Below are 15,159 nucleotides of genomic sequence, written 5' to 3'. Positions count from 1 at the left end.
AAGACGATGATTCCTTAATTTATAGAGAGCTGATGGTGGTGAGAATCAGCATTTAAGATCATTTGTTACTCCCTTATGTTCATGATAGTTAATCGCTATCCGGCTCAAGACCGTTATCTTATGTAGAGTTGCTGAGCAATCAGTAATTAGGGTGGTACCGCGAATAGACTTCGTCCCTTTTGGGATGGGGTCTTTTTGTTGTTTAAAATAAAATAAAAAAGTGAGGCGTTTTGAATGAGTGAAATTAATATTAAATTTCCAGATGGTAATGTAAAAAGTTTTGAGGCTGGCGTTACAACTGAAGATATTGCAGGTTCAATCAGTCCTGGTTTAAAGAAGAAAGCTTTAGCAGGAAAATTTAATGGACAAATGGTTGATTTATCAACAGCACTTGAAACAGATGGAGACATCGAAATCATCACGCCTGAGTCTCCTGAAGGTATTGAAGTATTACGTCATTCAACTGCCCATTTAATGGCTCAAGCGCTAAAGCGTATGTATGGTAATGTGCATTTCGGTGTAGGTCCTGTTATTGAAGAAGGTTTCTACTATGATATCGATACAGAGCATAAGATCTCTAGTGAAGACCTACTTGAAATTGAAAAGACGATGCGACAAATTGTCGGAGAGAATATCAAGATTGAGAGACGTGTTGTCAGTCGTGAAGAAGCGAAGAAGATTTTCGCTGATGATCCATACAAACAGGAACTAATCGATGCAATCCCTGAAGATGAGAATGTCACTATCTATTCGCAAGGAGAGTTTACAGATCTTTGTCGAGGTGTGCATGTGCCTTCAACTGCTAAGATAAAAGAATTCAAGCTATTATCAACTGCTGGTGCGTATTGGAGAGGTGATGCAGATAACAAGATGCTGCAGCGTATTTATGGTACTGCATTCTTCGATAAAAAAGCGCTGAAAGCACATCTGAAGATTCTTGAAGAACGCAAAGAACGTGATCATCGTAAAATCGGTAAGGAGCTGGAGCTCTTTACAACAAATCAGCTTGTAGGTGCAGGTTTACCGTTATGGTTACCAAATGGTGCAACAATTCGACGTGAATTAGAGCGTTATATCGTGGATAAAGAAGTTGCACTTGGTTATGATCATGTATACACACCGATTATGGGATCGGTTGATCTGTATAAGACGAGTGGTCACTGGGATCATTATCAAGAAGATATGTTCCCTCCGATGGAAATGGACAACGAAGCGCTTGTACTACGCCCGATGAACTGTCCACACCATATGATGGTATACAAGAATAAACCACATTCATATCGTGAATTACCAATACGTATCGCAGAACTTGGTATGATGCATCGCTATGAAGCGAGTGGAGCGGTAAGCGGGTTACAGCGTGTGCGTGGTATGACATTGAATGATGCGCATATATTCGTTCGTCCTGACCAGATTAAAGAAGAATTTATTCGCGTCGTTCAGCTTGTTATCGATGTGTATAAAGACTTTAAGTTCCAAGACTATAAGTTCCGTCTAAGTTATCGTGATCCAGAAGATACTGAAAAGTACTTCCAGGATGATGAAATGTGGGAACGTGCACAATTGATGCTTAAAGAAGCGGTAGATGAAATGGGACTGGATTATGAGGAGGCGCCAGGAGAAGCCGCATTCTATGGTCCTAAATTAGATGTACAGGTTAAAACAGCTTTAGGTAAAGAGGAGACACTTTCAACTGTACAGCTGGATTTCTTATTACCAGAACGATTTGATCTGGAATATATCGGTAGTGATGGTGAGAAACATCGTCCAGTAGTAATCCACCGTGGTGTGATCTCTACGATGGAGCGCTTCGTTGCTTTCTTAACTGAGGAGTATAAAGGAGCCTATCCATTATGGTTAGCGCCTAATCAGCTTGAGATTATCCCAGTTTCAAATGAGGTACATTATGACTACGCGCGTAAACTCTATGATGAACTGAAATCACAAGGTGTCCGTTGTCATATCGATGACCGCGAAGAAAAGATGGGATACAAGATTCGTGAAGCTCAGATGCATAAAGTTCCTTATCAGATTGTTGTAGGAGATAAAGAAATTGAGCATAATGAAGTGAACGTTCGTCAATATGGTAAGAAAGAATCTAAGACAATCGATCGTGATGATTTCATCTGGTCTATTGTAGATGAGATTCGTCTAAAAAAATAAGCTTGAAAAATTATGATAAGTAATGTATATTTATCATTAACTTAATATTCCTCGTTGAGGTAGAGGTCGCATTGTTTAAGAGTATACTGATGGATACGTCATACACGTAATTGAAACCAGTAGAAAGGAAACGATGCCGAAGAAGCTAAGTGTATGAGCTTAAATTCTGGGCTGTTACTGAATAAGTAACAGACTGTCACACATATTGTGATGCGCTACTAAATGGTAAGAAGAATCATTTATGGATGCATACAATTGTGTGCATCCATTTTTATTTATAGAAGGGAAGTTATTACTTTGTCAGAAAGTACAAATCAAGTACAAAGAAAATTGAAGCAGCGTCATATATCTATGATTGCCATCGGTGGATGTATTGGTACAGGATTATTTATGACCAGTGGAGGAGCTATCCGTGATGCTGGACCCGGTGGGGCGTTACTTGCATTTACAATTATCGGAATTATGGTCTTCTTCTTAATGACATCACTTGGAGAAATGGCAACGTATCTTCCGATTTCAGGAAGTTTTTCAACTTATGCAACACGATTCGTTGATCCGTCACTTGGATTTGCATTAGGCTGGAACTATTGGTTTAACTGGGTGATTACTGTAGCGGCGGATGTGAGTATTGCTGCAAGTGTAATTAAATACTGGGCACCGATGGACTTCTTACCAGGCTGGGCATGGAGTTTAGTCTTTTTAGCCATCATTTTATTTTTGAACACATTATCAGTGCGCGTATATGGTGAAAGTGAGTATTGGTTCGCGATTGTTAAAGTAGTAACAGTTATCTTATTTTTAGGGATTGGTGTACTGACAATCTTCGGAATAATCGGAGGAGAGTATTTAGGGTTCAAAAATTTCACGACTGGTGAAGCACCGTTTCTAGGTCATGGATTAACCGGAAGCTTCTTAACGATTCTTGGTGTATTTTTAGTTGCAGGCTTTAGTTTCCAAGGTACAGAGCTTGTAGGAATTACTGCAGGTGAGTCTGAAGAACCAGAAAAAACGATTCCAAAAGCAATCAAACAAGTATTCTGGAGAATATTAATTTTCTATGTTTTATCTATTCTAGTCATTGGTTTAATCATTCCTTACACAAATCCGAACTTAATGGGAGGAGACAGTGTTGCGAAGTCGCCATTTACATTAGTTTTTGAAAATGCTGGACTTGCGTTTGCAGCGTCATTTATGAATGCTGTTATCTTAACGTCAATTCTCTCAGCGGGTAACAGTGGTATGTATGCTTCAACACGTATGTTATACGCGATGGGTAAAGACGGATTAGCATCCCGTAAATTTTCTGAGACCAATCAGAAAGGGGTTCCGATTCCGAGTTTATTAGCGACCTTCATAGTTGTGCTGATTATCTTCTTAGTTGAACGTGTGGCCAGTGGTGCATATGAATATATCGTTGCGGCAAGTGGATTAACTGGCTTTATCGCCTGGCTCGGTATCGCTATTAGTCATTATAGATTCCGTCGTGCATTTTATGCGCAGAACAAAGATTTATCAGTATTGAAGTATAAAGCAATGTGGTTCCCATTCGGTCCAATCTTTGCATTCATACTATGTCTCTTTGTAATTATTGGTCAGGATACGGACCTGATTATAAATAGAAACTTTGACATGAATGGCTTTATGATTACATATATGGGAATTCCTATTTTCTTAGTATTTTTCTTCTATCATAAACTGAGATATAAAACAAAGAAGATCCCATTAGAAAAAGTTGATTTATCACAAGATACAGATATGAGTAAATATGAAAAAATAGATGTTGACATTGATGCATAACCCTGTTATTATTAAGTCTGTTGAATACGAAACGGACAAGTAGAAGCATCCCGCTTCTCGCCCTGAAGACGCAATAGCAGTTACAGGGTTAAATAACATGGTTAGACATGTCTATTTTTTAGCGGGTGCATAATGCATTCGCTTTTTTGTTTGTCTTCGTAAATCATATAGGAGGTGTCAACCATAGCTAAAGATCAAACTCAAATCAATGACAAAATTCGCGCGAAGGAATTACGTTTAATTGGACATGATGGTGAACAACTCGGTGTTAAAACTAAGTTTGAAGCAATCGAAATTGCAGAACGCGTAAATCTTGATGTTGTTCTTGTTGCACCAAACGCTAAACCACCCGTTGCCAAAATTATGGATTACGGTAAGTTCAAGTTTGAGCAGCAGAAGAAAGATAAAGAAGCACGCAAAAAGCAGAAAGTTGTTACGGTTAAAGAAATTCGTTTAAGTCCTACAATCGAAGATCATGACTTTAATACGAAACTTAAGAATGCACGTAAGTTCTTAGAGAAAGAAGATAAAGTCAAAGTATCTATTCGTTTCCGTGGACGTGCCATTACGCACAAAGAATTCGGTCAGCGTGTATTAGAGAAATTTGCAGAAGAATGTAAAGATCTTGCGACTGTTGAACAAAAACCAAAGATGGATGGACGCTCAATGTTCTTAATGTTAGCGCCTATCGTCGATAAAAAACAAAACTAGGAGGATAAAAACATGCCTAAAATGAAAACTCACCGTGGTGGAGCAAAACGTGTTAAAAGAACTGGTTCAGGGAAATTAAAACGTTCAAGAGCTTACACTTCACATTTATTTGCTAACAAATCAACAAAACAAAAACGTGGATTACGTAAAGCATCTTTAGTTTCTAAAGGTGACCAAAAACGCGTAGCACAAATGTTAACGTACGTAAAATAATAATAGGAATTTTAAGGAGGAATTATAATGCCACGAGTTAAAGGTGGAACAGTAACACGCGCCCGTCGTAAAAAAACGATCAAATTAGCTAAAGGTTACTTTGGTTCTAAACATACATTATATAAAGTAGCAAAACAACAAGTAATGAAGTCAGGTCAATATGCATACCGTGACCGTCGTCAAAAGAAACGTGAATTCCGTAAATTATGGATCGCACGTATCAATGCAGCAGCACGTCAACACGATATCAGCTACAGCCGTTTAATGAACGGATTAAAAGTTGCTGGCATTGATGTTAACCGTAAAATGTTATCAGAGATCGCTATCTCTGACGAAAAAGCATTTGCTGAGATAGTAAACCAAGCGAAAGCAGCTTTAAAATAATAGTAATTAAAACCGTTCAATGATGATATTTCATCATTGAACGGTTTTTTTGTTTTTTCTTGCAAAATAAATTATATAGGGAAATCCCTATTCATCTACTTATGTGAACATATTCACAACTAATTAAGCTATAATAAAAATATATCTAATAAAGAGGTGGACACCTATGAAAGGAATCATATATATTGCACATGGATCAAAGATGCCGGATAAAAATGAGCGCTTTAGAGCATTTATTGACCATATTATTTCTAAGCGTCCCGAGAGAGTGCAACAGCTAGCTTTTCTGGAAAAAGATGCTGAGAATGTACCCATTGTTACACGTCGTATGATAGCACTTGGTGTTACAGAATTATTGGTGATGCCGATGCTCTTATTTCCGGCGATGCATGCAAGAGAAGATATTCCAGAACAGCTTGATGAAGTGTTGAAGGACTTTCCTTACATAACATATCGCATTGCCGACTGTTTCGGTGATGAACCGAGCGTGTACCAGGTGTGTGAGCGCATCCTCTCTGAGTTTAGCGACGAAACAATTTTGATTACAGCCCATGGTAACAAAAGATTTACTGAACCCGATGAGCGTCTTACTGCTATGGTACAAGTAATGCAGCAATCGACAGACCAGACGCTAGTTCCGGCAATGTTATATGGTAATTTAAGTCTTGAAGAAAAACTAAAGACGATGGATAAGCATCAGAAGATTGTAATTATGCCGTATTTCTTATTCGATGGTCATCTCGTGCACAAGATTAAAAGACTAAGTCAGCCATTCATTGAAGCGGGATATGATATTTCTTTTACTGAAACATTAGATTTAGATTTTAATATGGCTCAAGGCGTATTAAATAAGCTCAAAGCGCTTGAGGAGTGTACCCATGTATCCGGTCATGCTTAATTTAGAAGGGAAAAATATTCTTATTGTTGGTGGAGGCAGAATTGCAAAGCGCAAAGTAAATGGTTTACAAGGTGAAGGGGCACATATCACTGTCATAGCACCAGAGATAGATGCTGAAATAGAGCGCATGGATGTTGCATGCATCCAACATCCATTTATAAAGCAGGACATCAGTCAATATGACATCGTGTTTATTACAACAAATGATGACGATGTCAATAAGCAGGTGATGGAATGTGTATATGATAATCAGCTTGTTAATGATTGCTCAAATAAGAGTAACTCAAACTTCTTTAATGTAGCGTCTTTCAAGCATGAGGATATGCGTATTATGATTTCAAGCGAAGGTGTAAGTCCAGAGAAAAGTAAAGCACTTAAACATAAAATTAAAGCGTTATTAAAATAAACCATTGAATTGAAGAGGAGAAAAAATATGAAACAAAAATTAGTGATGATTGGTAATGGTATGGCAGGAATACGTACGATCGAAGAAATTTTGGAGCGTAATCCAGATCTATTTGAAATTACAGTTATCGGTGAAGAACCATATCCGAACTATAATCGTATTATGCTGTCAAATATTTTACAGAAGAAGATGGATGTTCAGGAAACAATTCTAAATGATTATGAATGGTATAAAGAACAAGGCATCACATTAATCAATGATGATAAAGCTGAATCAATCGACAGAACAAATAAGAGAGTAACAACGAAAAAGGGAATTACAGTTTCATATGATAAACTCATCATTGCAACAGGTTCTACTGCCTTCATGTTACCGATTGATGGTGTGAAACTTGAAGGTGTAATCGGCTGGAGAACGATTAAAGATACAGAATACATCATTGAGCAGGCGCGTCATTACAAAAAAGCTGTCGTAATCGGTGGTGGATTGCTTGGATTAGAATGTGCGCGTGGATTGCTTGACCAGGGCATGGATGTTACTGTTGTACATTTAGGCGAATGGTTAATGGAAATGCAGCTAGACCGTAAAGCTGGAGAAATGTTGAAAGCAGATTTAGAGAAACAAGGTATGAAATTTAAATTACAAGGGAATACACAGGAAATTATCGGTAAAGAACGCGTTGAAGCAATCCGTTTAAGTGACGGTTCAGTAATTGAAACGGATTTAGTTGTTATGGCTGTTGGTATTCGTCCCGTAACAAAGCAAGCACGTGCCGCTGAACTTGAAATCGGTCGTGGTATCGTTGTTAATGACTTTATGCAGACAAGTGACCCAGATATATACGCAGTTGGTGAATGTGTTGAGCATAACGCAAAAGTTTATGGCTTAGTAGCGCCACTTTACGAACAAGGGAAAGTATTAGCTGACCACATTACTGGCAATCCAACAGATGGATATCACGGTTCAACTACATTTACTTCACTTAAAGTATCTGGTTGTGACTTATTCTCTGCGGGTAAGATTTATGAAGGTGAAAAGACACGCGGTATTGAAGTGTACAACGGTTTAGATAATGTCTATAAAAAAGTGTATGTAGAAGAAGGTAAAGTTGTAGGAGCAGTACTGTACGGTGATACCGAAGAAGGTAACCGCTTCTACAATATGATGAAAAAAGAAGAAGCAATCGAAGAATTTACATTAGTGTCATTACTGCATAAAGCTGGTGAAGTTGATGCAATCAGTGTGGAAACGATGGCAGACGATGAAACAATTTGTGGATGTAACGGTATATCTAAAGGGCAGATCGTTAAAGCTGTACATGAAAAAGGATTGACGACGGTTGGTGAAGTTACAGCGCATACTAAAGCGGGTGGATCATGTGGTAAATGTAAAGGTCAAATCGCTGATTTACTTAGCTTTACTTTAGGAGATAAATTTGAAGCAGGGGGACCGGCTGGAATATGTGGTTGTACTGATCTTTCGCGTGATCAGATTGTGACACAAATTCGTGCAAAAGGATTAAAGACATCTAAAGAAGTTCGTCACGTATTAGGATTTAAAAACTTAGGTGGATGTCCGAAATGTCGTCCTGCAGTCAACTACTACTTAAATATGTGCTGGCCACATGAACATGAAGATGAAAAAGACTCGCGCTATGCAAATGAACGTTTCCATGCAAACATTCAAAATGATGGTACTTTCTCAGTTATTCCACAGATGCAGGGTGGAGTAACGAATCCTGATCAGTTAATTAAATTAGGTGAAGTGGCGAAGAAATATGATGTGCCATTAGTGAAGATCACTGGTGCACAACGCATCGGTCTATATGGTATTAAGAAAGAGGAATTGCCTCAAGTATGGGAAGATCTAGGTATGCGTTCGGCATCTGCATACGGTAAAAAACTACGTTCTGTTAAATCATGTGTCGGTAAAGAATTCTGTCGATTCGGTACACAGTTAACGACGCAACTTGCAATTCGTCTCGAGTCAACATTTGAATATATTGATACACCGCATAAATTTAAGATTGGGGTATCAGGCTGTCCACGTAGCTGTGTAGAATCTGGTGTGAAAGATTTCGGTGTTATCGGTGTCGAGAATGGCTTCCAGATCTTTGTTGGTGGTAATGGTGGTACAGAAGTTAAAGCTGCAACGTTACTTACGACAGTAGCAACTGAAGATGAAGTTGTACGTTTATGTGGCGCGATGATGCAATACTACCGTGAAACAGGAATTTACGCTGAACGTACTGCACCGTGGATGGAGCGCTTAGGTTTCGACAAGGTGAAAGAAGTACTGCTGGATGAAGCGAAACAACAGGAATTATACGATCGTTTGATGGATGCTAATAAAGCACGTCAGGAAGAACCATGGAAAGCAATTGCATCAGATGAAGAGAAACGAAAAATGTATGAAGTGGAGCGCGTATAGTCATGGAAAAAATTAAACTATTCAATGTATCTGAATTAGAACCTCAAATTGGTAAAAAAGTATTTGTGAAAGACGAAGAGATTGGTATATTCTTATTAGAATCTGGAGATATTAGAGCGATCGGTAATCGCTGTCCTCATAAAAATGGTCCTTTATCAGAAGGTACGGTAAGTGAGCATTACGTATTCTGTCCGCTGCATGATCGAAAGATTAATTTAAACGATGGACAAATTCAGGCACCAGATGAAGCAGACGGATGTGTTGAGACTTATAAAACAGAAGTCGAAGATGGTGTACTTTATATATGGATCTAGGTAAAGTTTACTTTATCGGTGCAGGACCAGGTGACCCAGGTCTTGTTACTTATAAGGCAATACGTAAAATCGAGCAGGCAGATGTGATTATATATGATCGTCTTGTAAATCCAATATTACTGCAGCTCAGCAAGCGCGAATGCAAACTGATATACGTTGGTAAGAATCCTGACGTAAAATATAAGAAGCAGGATGAAATCAATACAATCATTAATCATTGTGCGCAGCAGTATAAGACTATTGTCCGTCTAAAAGGTGGGGACCCAGGTATATTCGGTCGCCTGACTGAAGAAGTAGAAAGTCTGGACGACCATACGCCATACGAGATTGTTCCAGGGATTACAAGCGCATCGGCTGCAGCGCTCTATTCAGGCTTCCCACTGACGGACCGTGCATATTCACCGCATGTTACGTTTTCAACGGGTCATCTGCAAAAAGACAGCGTCAGAGAAATTGATTTTGAAGCACTCGCGAAAGGTGGAACACTTGCACTGTATATGGGGATGAAAGCATTACCTGAAATCGTAGAAGTATTATCTAAAAATGAAGCTCATCTAAAAATAGCAGTAATTGGACATGCAAGTTATGGCTTCCAGAAGACGGTTACAGGAGATTTAACAAATATTATCCAGAAAGTTCAGGAAGAAGAGGTTACACATCCGGCAATGATTATTATTGGTGACGTTGTGAACTGCAGAAAAGGGGTATCATGGTTTGAATCCCTACCTGAATTTAATGAAGCCCATCTCTATATAAGTACAGATGAAATCAATAAGCATGAACTTATCGAACGATTTGAGCAAGGTGGATTTTATTACGCAATCGACCAGATGAATGACGCATTAGTACAGGAAAAGTACAGAAACGTACATGTTGATGTATTAAGCGAAAGAACTTTTACGCAAGTATTTGCATTCAGTACTCAAGCGCTACAATTATTTGAAGAAACGTATGGCATACAATTTAATCGCAATATCATTAATATTAAAGGCTGAAGTAGTTCAGCCTTTTTATAGATAGGAGCAATATATGACAATTACTAAATCAATAATTCACCAAGTGATTCCAAATTTAAATGAAACAGAGCACCTCTATTTAACATTGCTCGCCGCAAACGGCAACCGTATCAATAAAGATAGTATACAGACGGAATATGTATTACCTAACTTAGTTGAAGCAGGACTGATTGAAGCAAGTAGCGGTAAAATCTTTGAAATTCCAAATGAAATGATCAACTATTATAATGAACTGCACCTAAATAGTGAACATGAATGGATTGAAGCACCGACTGATGAAGAAACTGCATATGAAAGCGATGTGCTAAAAGCCAATCTCGAACAATATCAATCACAGCTTGAAATTGAAACAAACATTCATACGATGATTGATAACTGGTCGAACAAAGATTTGAAGACACATTTACAAACATTAAGTGATGAAGATATCATCGGGATTGTACGCTTTTATCAGTTAGAAGAAAAATCAGATAAAAATTCAAATATTAACATGATTCATCAGGCATTCTTTAAAGACTTCACGATGATTCAGAAGATGATGAAGTATATGGACTTTGAGCTGCAACTGAATATTGAGAATGCATTGCAGTTCGGCTATGACAATTTCACATATATGAAAGGGGCAACGAGAGAAATCTTTGCGTTCAGTCATGATTTTAATGAAATCCTCTTCGTACCGAAAGATGTGCTTGAACATTTTAAAAAATTGAAAGCATCAGGCATAATTAATCCGGAAATCGAGAAGATTAAGTTTTACTGTGGAATGATGAACCTATACGGATTTGTACGTCTGGATTTTATGCAGCAAGTGTATAAGAAAGTATATCGCAAGGATATTACGAGTGATGACATCAAGCAGGATATAACGACCTACTTTCCAAATCTCGTACCGAATATTAAAGGCAACTGGGTGAAACATGAAATATATTCACATCAGCAGATGGATTTAGATGTAATGTTCAGCAATATGGAATACTATACACCAGTGAACGCTCAGCAAATCTATAAATATGTACAGAACTCACATGTAGAGAATAATAAATTAAAAGAAGACTTAAAGACAGAATTGAAGCACAATATGAAAGGTGAACATATTTATCCACAGCAAGTAGAAGCACTGTTCAACGAAATTATAGAGACATTTCGTGTGACAGATAGCTTTGAAACAGCATTTGAATTTGTCGCAGATCTTGGTGCAAGACAGATGATCTCTATAGTACCGACAGAGAACTTAACGAAGTTGTTAAAGACGATGTACACAGAAGTAAGGTTATGGCGTATCGGTGGACATAAAGTTATCGAAATGCCGGAATATCGTCAGCAGAAGAAGTCACGCGTTGTGTCATATAAGAAACGTAATAAGAAAAGATAGTTAACGATAGAAACCGAAACATAAAGATATTATTATGTTTCGGTTTTATGTTGATTTATTATTGAACTAAAGCTTGCGCATTACTTTGATCTTTTTAATTATACCGTGTTCAGTAAAAAGAAATTAAATTTATATCAGCAGCTGCTCATTTGAGTAGCTGATTTTTAATTTACTTATTTAATCGATAATAATACACTTGAAATAACACAATTGAAGAGGTGAGGACATGCAGTATGAAGTGAAAAGAATTTGTATCGGTAGTATAGAAAAGATTAATGTAAAAGGTAAAGAGAAGAAAACTGCTTATTATAAATATCCTGTTGAGAATGCAGTACAACTCACTTTTATGGGGTTTGTAGGAGATCAACATGTCTATAAAGGGCATGGCGGTATAAATAAAGCGGTTTGCTTATATGATCTTAATGATTATGATTTATGGTCAGATTACATAGAGATTGACACGGAATTTAGTTTGTTCGGTGAGAATATAACAACCGTCGGATTAGATAAAGATACAATTAGCATTGGTGACATTTATAAACTTGGAGAGGCGCTTATTCAAGTGACTGAAGGACGTGGACCATGTAATACAATCGCCCAGATACACAATGTACCAAATATCGTAAAGATGATGGCCGCAAGTCGAGCAACAGGGTGTTACTTTAGAGTACTTGCTGAAGGTATGGTAGCACCTGATTGTCAGTTAGAACTTGTGAAAAAAGATGAAACAGGGTTTACATTACATGAGTTTAATGAATTAGTATACGGTGATAAGAAGAATAAAGCATTGATTGATAAAGCATTGAAGGTGGAGGCTTTACCTGCTGAACATAAAGAAAAGTTTGCAAAGCGCTTATGAGATGTGAGTGGTTCATCAATATTATAAAGCATTCTGATAAATAAGAAATATAATGTTTATTGATGAGATTAACAATGAAGCCACTTTTTGCAGGGCAGGAGGATTATATTAGTAGAAAAGAAATCTCGTTGCTCGAACTTGTGTTAAATTTTGATGCAGAGTTCTTTATTATGGCTGTATCATTTAGAAGCTCAGTATCTAAGACTGATATATTACCGAAAGCTGGAGGGAATATTATTTTCAAGTAATGCAAATATAGGATGACCGAAGACTGCTGCATTAGCAATTGCTAAAGGATGGCATAAATTAATTGGACCAGCGATGGTATATTTTTGGAACAATATATGTAATAATATCCTATAATAACATAAAATATAAGTTTACGGTGGAATAGGAGATGTATTTATGGACAAGCAACTAGCACTACTTAAACAAATGACCGACTGTAATGCACCGGCTGGATTTGAACTGCCGATGACAAAGCTGATGCAGGAACTATTTGATGAAGAAAGTATAGAAACGGTGCACGATAATACAGGAGGCATCTTTGGGGTTAAAAAGATGGCTTCAAACCATTCAATAATGTTACTGGGCCACCTAGATGAAATTGGCTTCATGGTAACAGAAGTTACTGAAGATGGATTTATTAAATTTACGAATTTAGGCAGCTGGTCTGGAACTGTAATGACAAGTCAGAAGGTTACGATTTTAACGCAACAAGGGGAAGTGCGAGGTGTCATCGGTAGTAAACCACCGCATGTCTTACCACAAGCAGAACGTAATAAAGTTGATCCAGATGCGATGTTTATCGATATCGGTACAGATAATCGTGAAGAGACATTGGATGCAGGTGTACGTGTTGGCGATCCAATCACCCCGTATTCAGAGTTTGAAGTGATGGCTAATCCTAATTATTTACTTGCTAAAGCATTTGATAACCGCTTTGGATGTGCTGCAGCATACGAAGTTATTAAAGCAGTTGATAATCATGTTACTTTGTATGCAGGCGCTGTTACGCAGGAAGAGACTTTATCTCGTGGTGCAATCACTGCAGCAAATAAGATACGTCCGAGCCTGGCAATAGCTATTGATGTATGTATATGTTCAAAGACACCGGGTATGGAGAACGCCGGACAAACTAAGATGGGAGATGGCCCTGTAATTTTGTTATCAGACGCCTGGAATATTGGACATGTATCCTTTAGACGATATGTTGAACAGGTGGCAGAGGAGAATGGTATTAAATATCAAATTGATCATCTTACAGGAGGATATACGGACGCAGGGCACGTTGCAGTGAGTAATAACGGTGTACCAGCGATTACAATATCTGTGCCAACACGTTATATCCATAGTAATGTTTCGATGATGCATCGTGAAGATTATAATGGTGCAGTGAAATTGCTTAAGAAAGTTGTAGAAAGTATTGATGATGAAGCGGTGGAACGAATTATTAAGCAGGAGATTTAGGAATGGTTTTGTAGATGGCGAATTATTGGAAAGTACGCCACCTAAAGCGTTGAGATAGTGAGATTCGAGATGTATGTGTCGAACTATGTTGAAGTACGCCACCTAAAGCGTTGAGATAGTGAGATTCGAGATGTATGTGTCGAACTATGTTGAAGTACGCCACCTAGAGCGTTGAGATAGTGAAATTTGAGATGTATGTGTCGAACTATATTGAAGTACGCCACCTAGAACGTTGAGATATTGAAATTTGAGATGTATGTGTCGAACTATCTTAAAGTACGCCACCTAGAGCGTTGAGATAGTGAGATTCGAGAATGTATGTGTCGAACTATCTTAAAGTACGCCACCTATGAAACGTACTGTATTCCTTACACTAAGAGGAGAATCCATATGCACAACATTTATGATAACCACGACTTCTTTAATCGTTATAAAGAAGTCAGATTAAATCCAACGAGTTATAACGAAATGATAGAAGTACCGAGAATCAAAGAACTTCTGCCGAATCTGTATAATAAGACAATACTCGATATCGGTTGTGGAATGGGACAGCTCGTCCAGTATATGCTTGAGCAGTCTCCGATTCAGATCACGGGCATCGATATTTCTAGCAACATGATACAGGAAGCAAAGGAAAATATACAGGATCAGCATGTTACTTTCTTGAATACTGATTTTATGGAATTTGATTCTGTCGCGGATTATGATGTTATCGTTTCATCCCTTGCATTTCACTATATTGAAGATTATAAAGGTGCTGTTCAAAAGGTTTATAATCATTTGAAAAATACTGGTGTGTTTATCTTCTCAATTGAGCATCCTGTCGCAACTGCAACACGTTCAGACGATTTATGGTCACATGTGCCTGATATGTATGATCATTATAAGCTGGATCATTACTTCGAGAGTGGTATGCGTAGTACAAGATGGTTGCAACAAGACGTAATAAAATATCATCGAACGATGGAGGAGCTGCTGAATACATTACTTGAAGCAGGATTTAAATTAGAGCGTATCATCGAAACCGGAAATACCGAGTTATCCAATGAATATATGAGCCATGTCGATATCGAAAAAATTAATCATCGCCCGTCATTTGTCATCTTTAAAGCTGTGAAGGAATAAT

At 37.9% G+C, this 15,159-nt stretch carries 15 protein-coding genes, 1 riboswitch and 2 other annotated features (1 of these 18 cut by a window edge); all 15 genes read left to right on the top strand.

Annotation, left to right across the window (positions count from 1 at the left end):
- Positions 1-181 (top strand) — a binding site (T-box leader); it begins 20 nt to the left of the window's first position.
- A 53-nt stretch (positions 182-234) separates the two neighbouring features.
- The 15 genes from thrS (at position 235) to KYI10_07255 (ending at position 15,158) form a co-directional block, all read left to right on the top strand.
- The gene (gene thrS / locus KYI10_07325) at positions 235-2,163 is read left to right on the top strand and encodes a threonine--tRNA ligase (GenBank protein QYA32201.1); all 1,929 of its coding nucleotides are present in this window, start codon (positions 235-237) and stop codon (positions 2,161-2,163) included.
- 52 nt (positions 2,164-2,215) lie between these two features.
- Positions 2,216-2,389: riboswitch (Lysine riboswitch) on the top strand.
- 125 nt (positions 2,390-2,514) lie between these two features.
- Positions 2,515-3,960, top strand: a complete 1,446-nt coding sequence (locus KYI10_07320) for an amino acid permease (protein ID QYA32200.2) — start codon at positions 2,515-2,517, stop codon at positions 3,958-3,960.
- 31 nt (positions 3,961-3,991) lie between these two features.
- Positions 3,992-4,116 (top strand) — a sequence feature (ribosomal protein L20 leader region).
- A gap of 18 nt (positions 4,117-4,134) precedes the next feature.
- Positions 4,135-4,671, top strand: a complete 537-nt coding sequence (infC, locus tag KYI10_07315; protein QYA32199.1) for a translation initiation factor IF-3 — start codon at positions 4,135-4,137, stop codon at positions 4,669-4,671.
- Positions 4,672-4,683: 12 nt separating this feature from the next.
- Entirely contained in the window at positions 4,684-4,884 is a 201-nt protein-coding gene (rpmI, locus tag KYI10_07310) for a 50S ribosomal protein L35 (protein ID QYA32198.1), read from the top strand.
- 27 nt (positions 4,885-4,911) lie between these two features.
- A complete protein-coding gene (gene rplT, locus KYI10_07305) occupies positions 4,912-5,268 on the top strand; it encodes a 50S ribosomal protein L20 (protein ID QYA32197.1) in 357 nt (118 codons plus the stop codon).
- A 166-nt stretch (positions 5,269-5,434) separates the two neighbouring features.
- Positions 5,435-6,166 carry a CbiX/SirB N-terminal domain-containing protein gene (locus KYI10_07300; protein ID QYA32196.1) on the top strand — a complete coding sequence of 244 codons (732 nt, stop codon included), beginning with the start codon at positions 5,435-5,437 and terminating at the stop codon, positions 6,164-6,166.
- On the top strand, positions 6,147-6,572 hold the full coding sequence (locus tag KYI10_07295) for a bifunctional precorrin-2 dehydrogenase/sirohydrochlorin ferrochelatase (protein QYA32195.1): 426 nt from the start codon (positions 6,147-6,149) through the stop codon (positions 6,570-6,572). The genes KYI10_07300 and KYI10_07295 overlap by 20 nt, the downstream gene beginning before the upstream one ends.
- A 27-nt stretch (positions 6,573-6,599) precedes the next feature.
- The gene (gene nirB, locus KYI10_07290; GenBank protein QYA32194.1) at positions 6,600-9,002 is read left to right on the top strand and encodes a nitrite reductase large subunit NirB; all 2,403 of its coding nucleotides are present in this window, start codon (positions 6,600-6,602) and stop codon (positions 9,000-9,002) included.
- A 2-nt stretch (positions 9,003-9,004) separates the two neighbouring features.
- Positions 9,005-9,316: a nitrite reductase small subunit NirD gene (gene nirD / locus KYI10_07285; GenBank protein ID QYA32193.1), complete on the top strand. Its 312-nt coding sequence runs from the start codon at positions 9,005-9,007 to the stop codon at positions 9,314-9,316.
- Complete coding sequence (gene cobA, locus KYI10_07280; protein ID QYA32192.1) at positions 9,307-10,311, top strand: uroporphyrinogen-III C-methyltransferase; 1,005 nt, start codon at positions 9,307-9,309, stop codon at positions 10,309-10,311. The genes nirD and cobA overlap by 10 nt, the downstream gene beginning before the upstream one ends.
- A 34-nt stretch (positions 10,312-10,345) precedes the next feature.
- Entirely contained in the window at positions 10,346-11,704 is a 1,359-nt protein-coding gene (locus KYI10_07275; GenBank protein QYA32191.1) for a hypothetical protein, read from the top strand.
- A 226-nt stretch (positions 11,705-11,930) separates the two neighbouring features.
- Entirely contained in the window at positions 11,931-12,563 is a 633-nt protein-coding gene (locus KYI10_07270) for an MOSC domain-containing protein (GenBank protein QYA32190.1), read from the top strand.
- A 59-nt stretch (positions 12,564-12,622) separates the two neighbouring features.
- Positions 12,623-12,811 carry a hypothetical protein gene (locus KYI10_07265; protein QYA32189.2) on the top strand — a complete coding sequence of 63 codons (189 nt, stop codon included), beginning with the start codon at positions 12,623-12,625 and terminating at the stop codon, positions 12,809-12,811.
- A gap of 157 nt (positions 12,812-12,968) precedes the next feature.
- Positions 12,969-14,033 (top strand): M42 family metallopeptidase, encoded by a 1,065-nt coding sequence (locus KYI10_07260; GenBank protein ID QYA32188.1) that lies wholly within the window; start codon positions 12,969-12,971, stop codon positions 14,031-14,033.
- Between the two features lie 390 nt (positions 14,034-14,423).
- Positions 14,424-15,158 (top strand): methyltransferase domain-containing protein, encoded by a 735-nt coding sequence (locus KYI10_07255; GenBank protein ID QYA32187.1) that lies wholly within the window; start codon positions 14,424-14,426, stop codon positions 15,156-15,158.
- The last annotated feature ends 1 nt before the right edge of the window (position 15,159 follow it).

Origin of the sequence: Macrococcus sp. 19Msa1099, assembly GCA_019357535.2 — a bacterium.
GTDB lineage: Bacteria > Bacillota > Bacilli > Staphylococcales > Staphylococcaceae > Macrococcoides > Macrococcoides psychrotolerans.
This window is presented reverse-complemented; position numbering and strand designations above follow the sequence as displayed.

What these genes read in the sequence shown, in the direction of transcription:
- nirB (QYA32194.1), top strand. Translation starts at nt 6,600, where the DNA reads ATGAAACAAAAATTAGTGATGATTGGTAATGGTATGGCAGGAATACGT.
- nirD (QYA32193.1), top strand. Translation starts at nt 9,005, where the DNA reads ATGGAAAAAATTAAACTATTCAATGTATCTGAATTAGAACCTCAAATT.
- rpmI (QYA32198.1), top strand. Translation starts at nt 4,684, where the DNA reads ATGCCTAAAATGAAAACTCACCGTGGTGGAGCAAAACGTGTTAAAAGA.
- KYI10_07275 (QYA32191.1), top strand. Translation starts at nt 10,346, where the DNA reads ATGACAATTACTAAATCAATAATTCACCAAGTGATTCCAAATTTAAAT.
- KYI10_07300 (QYA32196.1), top strand. Translation starts at nt 5,435, where the DNA reads ATGAAAGGAATCATATATATTGCACATGGATCAAAGATGCCGGATAAA.
- KYI10_07295 (QYA32195.1), top strand. Translation starts at nt 6,147, where the DNA reads ATGTATCCGGTCATGCTTAATTTAGAAGGGAAAAATATTCTTATTGTT.
- KYI10_07270 (QYA32190.1), top strand. Translation starts at nt 11,931, where the DNA reads ATGCAGTATGAAGTGAAAAGAATTTGTATCGGTAGTATAGAAAAGATT.
- cobA (QYA32192.1), top strand. Translation starts at nt 9,307, where the DNA reads ATGGATCTAGGTAAAGTTTACTTTATCGGTGCAGGACCAGGTGACCCA.
- KYI10_07255 (QYA32187.1), top strand. Translation starts at nt 14,424, where the DNA reads ATGCACAACATTTATGATAACCACGACTTCTTTAATCGTTATAAAGAA.
- KYI10_07320 (QYA32200.2), top strand. Translation starts at nt 2,515, where the DNA reads ATGATTGCCATCGGTGGATGTATTGGTACAGGATTATTTATGACCAGT.
- KYI10_07260 (QYA32188.1), top strand. Translation starts at nt 12,969, where the DNA reads ATGGACAAGCAACTAGCACTACTTAAACAAATGACCGACTGTAATGCA.
- thrS (QYA32201.1), top strand. Translation starts at nt 235, where the DNA reads ATGAGTGAAATTAATATTAAATTTCCAGATGGTAATGTAAAAAGTTTT.
- rplT (QYA32197.1), top strand. Translation starts at nt 4,912, where the DNA reads ATGCCACGAGTTAAAGGTGGAACAGTAACACGCGCCCGTCGTAAAAAA.